Source organism: Bartonella sp. P0282 (assembly GCF_048452985.1).
Lineage (GTDB): Bacteria > Pseudomonadota > Alphaproteobacteria > Rhizobiales > Rhizobiaceae > Bartonella > Bartonella choladocola.
Window position 1 is genome coordinate 1 of the sequence record NZ_WTFO01000005.1, and the last position, 6441, is coordinate 6441.

A 6441-nucleotide genomic window follows, 5' to 3' on the forward strand; every position below is an offset into this window, starting at 1 on the left:
CAACCAATCATCACTTCACCACTCACAAATTTTTGCCTATCATTATCCGCTTTGGATACCGCAGCGCTTCCAAAAACGAGGTCGCAGCGATGATTACGTTTAGATGCTCGTCGTTTGGTGCGTGGGTTGTCTATTAGGATCGCGGAATTAATGACCTTTACTGCAATATGCTGTCGGGACATGCCTATGTTGAAAACAAACCGAACTTCCGAAAAACACCAAAACTCGTTCATTGCCTTAGCAGGATTCTCACCTATCAATATCCTCATTATATAAGTGCTGCACTTCCTGATACCGGCCCGTGGCTCCGCTTCTTCGCTTGCCTTCGACCGCTCGTCGCTTGGGATGTGTGTAATGCCAAGCCGAACAAGCGGAAAACGCGAGCAACATAACGCTATCCCCGGAATATCAGTATGTTAAAATCGAAATCCAGCTTCAGGAAAAACAAGTTCCGTCACTTTTTATCGAAACACACGTCAAAAATATCCTGCCAATTGCCCCTCTTGGTGATAATCCCGTTGCGGGGTATCTGAATTAAAAAATGGCCTCAAATACCCCTGTTGACCATCGGCCGCGCTTCCATCATGTTACTCCGTTAGCTCGATAAGTGGTGATCTTGGGCGGATGTGATCGCTAACAGTTTTAAAACTGTTCAACTGCTGTTTAATTAAAAGCCCCCTTGTGTGCTATTTATCTCGTTGTCAGCAGCAGAAATTGATGTCCTTCGGGACTGGTAAACACGGTTTTAGGAGCCACTCAAATAGAATAGGCAATTAGAATAGGCAATATCTCATTGCCCGGCGGTTTCATTTAACTCGTTTTGTAACGTGTCAGTGGCAGAAATGGTTTACGATCGTCACTTTACGGACATCCCCAAACTATCGCAAAGTGACAATTTGCATTAGAACCGGCGGAGAACAGAACTTCTAAAAAACAAAACTCGTTCATTGCTTTAGCAGGATTCTCACCTATCAATATCCTCATTATATAAGTGCTGCACTTCCTGATGCCGGCCCGTGGCTCCGCTTCTTCGCTTGTCTTCAAACGCTCGTCGCTTGGGATGTGTGTAATGCCAAGCGGAACAAGCGGAAAACGCGAGCAACGTAACGCTATCCCCCGAATATCAGTATGTTAAAACGAAATCCAGCTTCGCGAAGCGGAAATAAAGCTTCTCTATCACAGATCTTCAACGTTGAAATTTATCCGTGTTTGATCCCGTCTCGGAAACTTAATTCTAACACGCAATTCTGACACTCAAGTCTGTCACTTAATTCTGCCACTTAGCCCGCGTCTCCTTAACCCGTCACTCCCTCATCAGCCTTCAACTCAATCAAACTATACTTCTCTTAAAACCCATCCAGTCCGGCTTCCTTCATATGGCTTGGACGCGCACCGTTTCCAGGCAAGATTATTCCGCCAAAACAAGCCCATTTAACACGAACAATGCTGTGCGGGAAAATTGTCCGAAGTTCGGTTGGCCACGTCGCAATAATGAGGTTCTTGCCGTGGCAATTTATAGGTTAAAGAAATGCTATGAAACTGATGGAAAATACTCCGGTTGTAAAAAAGGGCGAAAATCGGGTTAACATCAGATTATGCTGAAATGCGTCTTGTAGGTTCCCGCAATATCCGTAGGACGGTCTACATATCGGGCGATATTGCGTCATGCAAGTTAGTCTTATGGGCGATAGTGTGAGGGAGAAGATTCGCCAAAAGTATATGATGCCTGAACAGTTGAGGCACACACTTTTCTCGTATTAAAAATGCTCCACTATTGGCATTTCCAAAAACAAATAAAATACTCGATCAGCTGAATTATCACGTTGCCAATCAATAAGAACGCTATGCATTCTGCTGGAATAGATTGTCCAGAACACAGTGAAATTCTTGCTGATGATGGTGGTAGCGGTCATGTTGCCATGATGCTTTTGAATGAAGATATTCGTACAATTCTTGTTACCATCCAGATGTCACTTCGACACACTATAAATCAGGTTACTTACGAAAACCGGTTATAAGCAATCAGGCTTGCAAATATAGGCATCATAGTGTTGGGCACCAAAAGGCTGCATGTCGCTTTCGCTGGATTGAATCCCCATGCGGGTAAAGGTGGTCTTTTTGTCGATGAGGAAATCGGCTTCATCAAACCCGCCGCGAATGGAGTGCGCTTAGAAGAAACAGACGTGAGCGGCTCGCGAACAGGTGATACGATATTTATGACAGCAAAAAGGGACAATTCGATGTCGTTGTTGCGCAATATCATGATCCAAAGCTTATACCCGTGAAGTCGATAGAAATTGAGACTGGCGTTAACATTATACCAGCCTTCCATTTGTTCGCTCCAGCCCGGATCGCGGAACCGCTTTCGACATTGCGGGGCAGGGTAGCCGAGCACTCAAGTTTGCTGACGGCTATAAAATATGTAGAGCGGCTGGTGCCTTCAGGTCAGCGTCAGGGAATGATATGAAGTTGCCTAATCATGCGAATTTCATCTTTATGCGCGCAAGAAATGACAGAGCTATTGCAGATGCAATGAGCTATCTGCCAAAAGTGATTGAGGCTGTGTCATATCGGTTACGAAGACGCAGGCTTGCTTTTTCAACGTTTGGGCGGTTTGGCTGCGAGCCATACGTGCAGCAGGCGCGAAAAATTATCTTTAAGTCTTATCGCTTGATGTTGAAAGTGAGGCGCGATCTGTGCAGTCGCCGATCGAGTTCGGTGTCGACTATTTGCTTGGCGGTACGCATAGTGATGATGTGATGCCATTGATAGAGAGTGCAGGCATACAATATTATCTTTTACCGGAAGGATAGAGGGAATATCGAGGTAACTGACTGGTTCAAGCGACGAAATAGCATTCAGTGCGTGCATGTTTGGGTCTAACACAGGATACATGGTCTAGATTTGTTAGCCTACCAAGCGAGAGTTGATGTCGTCAACTTGATCGAGGCTGTTTGTAAGCCTGTAGAAAAGCCTGTGATCCCGGCTAGAGCTATCGACAGGGATGAGCTTATGCATGCCGCCGTTGAAGCTAAAGCTATAGGCTATACTGTGTGTGAGACGGGTTTTAATGAGCGTTTTTCTACCATGGCAAAAGGGATTGAAGAGCAAATCCGATACATTAAAGCGGTAAAAGAAAATGCAGAGAGAAAACTAATCCAATTATATCGCATATTGATAAAAAATAACAAATGAAATCAAAAATCGGTATTATATGTATATGAGTCAATATATCGGCTTGATCTCGAAAGGTAAGTGTCGGAGTTCTGAACAAGAAATTCTCTCTGACAAGCCTTTGGAACTGCTTATATCGTAATATTTTTCTGATATATCCCGATAGATGGAACAGCATATTTCTTAACGCGACATAGAATTGAATTAATGTCTTCAACGCCGATCTGAAAATCGGTTCTGCTACTGAAGGATTTGATGGGTTAAAGACATTCCAGCTCTCTGCATGATTTGCTTCAAGCAATGATTGAAGCTTTCCTGATGCTAAATAAGCAAAATCGGGATGGCCAAGTTTGAGCATCATAGAAAACTCCAACACATCAATATAAAAACAAGGCAAGGCAGAAAAAATTGTAACCGTTAATCAGGGAACCAAAGGATCGCAGTAAATATCGCAATTATGGGTTGTTATTACATAATCAATTTGTGGTTGTTATCCTATTTGAATTCATTTTAACAATCCGGAATAGAAGATCGCACGTCTTGATACAGTATGAGGGAAACTTGTCTCTGCATGGTTTGCAACAAGTAATATCATCTGACTGTCATGTTTAAGAATCTCTGATTAATGGGGCTCTAAAATGAACCATCAGAAATTTTGACAGAAATATTATCTTATTTCGGTTGTTATATATGTTTCGGTGCGACATGTCTGGACTGAACAGAAATCGCGCTTTGAAAATTTATATTTTCTTTTTTTGTGTAATCGCGAATATATGCCAGTTAAATCTTCATATCAGTTTGACAGAGTTGCAGTAATGTATCTCGGTCGGATCGTCGAGATAGATGAAAGCAGCAAGATTTTTTAACGTTCGCAGCATCCTTATATCAACACGTTGACTTCGGGTGTACCAATGCCAGAAAGATGGCCCGATGATCGTGTAGTCTTACAAGGTGAGCTACCAAATCCTGCTCATCGTCCTCATAGGTTGTGGTTTACACATTGCTCAAGAGCTGATGGGGCTATGCGGGAAAATCCCTTCTGAACTAACATCATCACATGGTGTGTTTGTTCTTGCCGTCGTTTAAGCCGTTCAGAAGAAACAGTAGAATATGCGGAAAAAATATGATCTACTTTCTATCAACGCGCTTTATCCGCCGCCTGTTGACTGTGTTTTGTGTTATCCGTTTTGCATTCATTTTATACGCATGTCAGTTGACCTTGCGCAAATCATATAGCGGACTGAAGTTATATAAAGCATGCAGTATTTCATAAACAATGGGGGGCTGGATGCGCCATTATGGCAACAATTCTTCACTTGCTTCCATGCATTACTTCATGGAGATACGGCAGTATCTATGAGCGATGGAAGACCTGTGATAGATCATGTTGCGGAACGGGATAACTGCCACCCTATTGTTAACGATACTTGCTTTGTTATGAAACTGGCTATCGGAATTTCTGGCGGGCATATGCTGCACTGGATAGAGATAGTAAGATCAATCGTTTCGTTATAGCTTTATCTCTCCCCTGTTTCACCATGCCATCATTTGTGTCAGGGCTTATTCCAGTATCCGTATTTCAGTGCAATCGGGCTGGTTGCCATTAAAAGAGCAAGGCAATCTCAAACATGCTATTCTTCCTACACTAACAACAGGTCTTGGCGGTGCGGCGGTTCTCGCATGGTGGTCACGCAATGCCATGATTGAAGTTCTCCGACAATCTTTTCCGCTCTTATAGCTATAGTTTCGGGATTTGTAGCTGCAATATTTAACGGTATTATGAAACATTTTGTTATGATGCTGGCGACTTCCAAGCTGCTTTTCCAGTTCAGATTCTATCTTTGGTTGTCTTAGCTTTTTTCGGTAATACCATTTTACTATTAACATGTCTTATGGGGTTCCCCTGAAGGGAAAGATATGCGAGGATAATAAGGAGATGAGCTGTTTCAGCCAATAATCAGGGATATACTGCCGTTTTCATACAATTGGGAGCAAAACCGCCGCGTTTTTATATCAAGTACATATTTCCCAACATTGTATCGACGTTGATTATATCGTTGGCATTGACTTTTCCGCAAATTATACTTCTGGAGAGCAGACTTTCCTTTTTTAGACCAGGCGTTCAGCCACCGATGTCCGTTCTTGGCAGTATGAGCGGGTTCGGCAAAGAGTAACTCGTCAATGCATCTTGGATAATGTTGCACCGGCATCCATTATAATAACAACAATGATAATCAGTCTTGTTGGTGAAATGATAATCAGTCTCGTTGATGACCGGATGCAGGACAAAATAAATTCTAGCTTGTGACGTTATAAATAAGTTTATGAAGTGATAGTATCTAAATTTATGATGTGATTGAATCCGAAAAGTGTAATTTAATTAGATATTTAATACTCGCCAGAAGAATATATTTGTTTTTTTTGTGTATTTTTTCTCGCAGGGGTTGCAAAACAGCAAAAAATCGGTATTGGTGTTACAAAAGCGGATGATGCTTTTATGCATCTCTAACGTGATGTTTAACGTATGAATTAGCTGACGTGTCCAATTTATTGGGTTGATGGAATACATCAAGGAGACGGTAAAGTTATGTTTGATTATTTGTTATTACTTATCCACCCTCTCTTTCTCCCGAGCCGAATAGTGCGAGGGATCCGGTTTATTCAATCCTGCTAAAGCTTCTGTCACCTAATCAGTGAACGAAGTCTTTCGTTTGCACGTATGAGCCTGTTTGCAAGCCTATTGGGGGCTGAGTGCAAGGCTCGGCAATATGCACTCTCACGTGAGCCGTTTTAACTTATCTATGTAGGAAATAGCGAAACATTTTTTACTAAGTCATGTAAGAAATAAGGGGGATTTCATGTCTATGCGTAGTAACTTTTTGAGCACCTTTGTATCAAAGGCTGTGTCGTGGTTGATGATTATCCTCTACGTCTGCTCAACCTTTCTGGCGATGGTTATGCCAGCGCAGGCTGCGCAAAGAGACTCGGGAAGTGAACGCTATGCCGCTGACAACAGTCTATTCGGGCAGAAGGATGATGGTGCAAGCGCCTCGCTTGATGGCTATAGCTCGCCGATCATGACACGCGCCTATGTGCTGGTGTCCGGCGATACGCTTGATAGCGTTGCCAAGCGCTATAATTTGAGTGTTGAGGGGTTGCGCCGTCTCAATCTGGATCGCTTCTTCAAGAACGGCTTTGACAAGGTAACGGTGGGGGATACGGTTTATGTTCCGCTGTCACCGGTTTCTGATGACATGGCGCATTATC

General features: G+C 42.9%; 3 protein-coding genes and 1 pseudogene. 3 read left to right on the forward strand and 1 reads right to left on the reverse strand.

All coding sequences use genetic code 11. The features are described 5' to 3' along the window. On the reverse strand, positions 1–260 hold a 260-nt coding region (locus GQS64_RS11865), incomplete at its 3' end, for a hypothetical protein (RefSeq protein ID WP_210329475.1). A 1584-nt stretch (positions 261–1844) separates the two neighbouring features. Between GQS64_RS11865 and GQS64_RS11870 the strand changes: the two are divergent. The 3 genes and pseudogenes from GQS64_RS11870 to GQS64_RS11880 form a co-directional block, all read left to right on the forward strand. After that, positions 1845–2467: pseudogene (locus GQS64_RS11870) on the forward strand (4-hydroxythreonine-4-phosphate dehydrogenase PdxA). Between the two features lie 437 nt (positions 2468–2904). Then, positions 2905–3195 carry a hypothetical protein gene (locus GQS64_RS11875; protein ID WP_198231749.1) on the forward strand — a complete coding sequence of 97 codons (291 nt, stop codon included), beginning with the start codon at positions 2905–2907 and terminating at the stop codon, positions 3193–3195. Between the two features lie 2936 nt (positions 3196–6131). After that, positions 6132–6441, forward strand: a 310-nt coding sequence (locus GQS64_RS11880; RefSeq protein WP_198231750.1) for a LysM peptidoglycan-binding domain-containing protein, incomplete at its 3' end; no start/stop codon positions are given.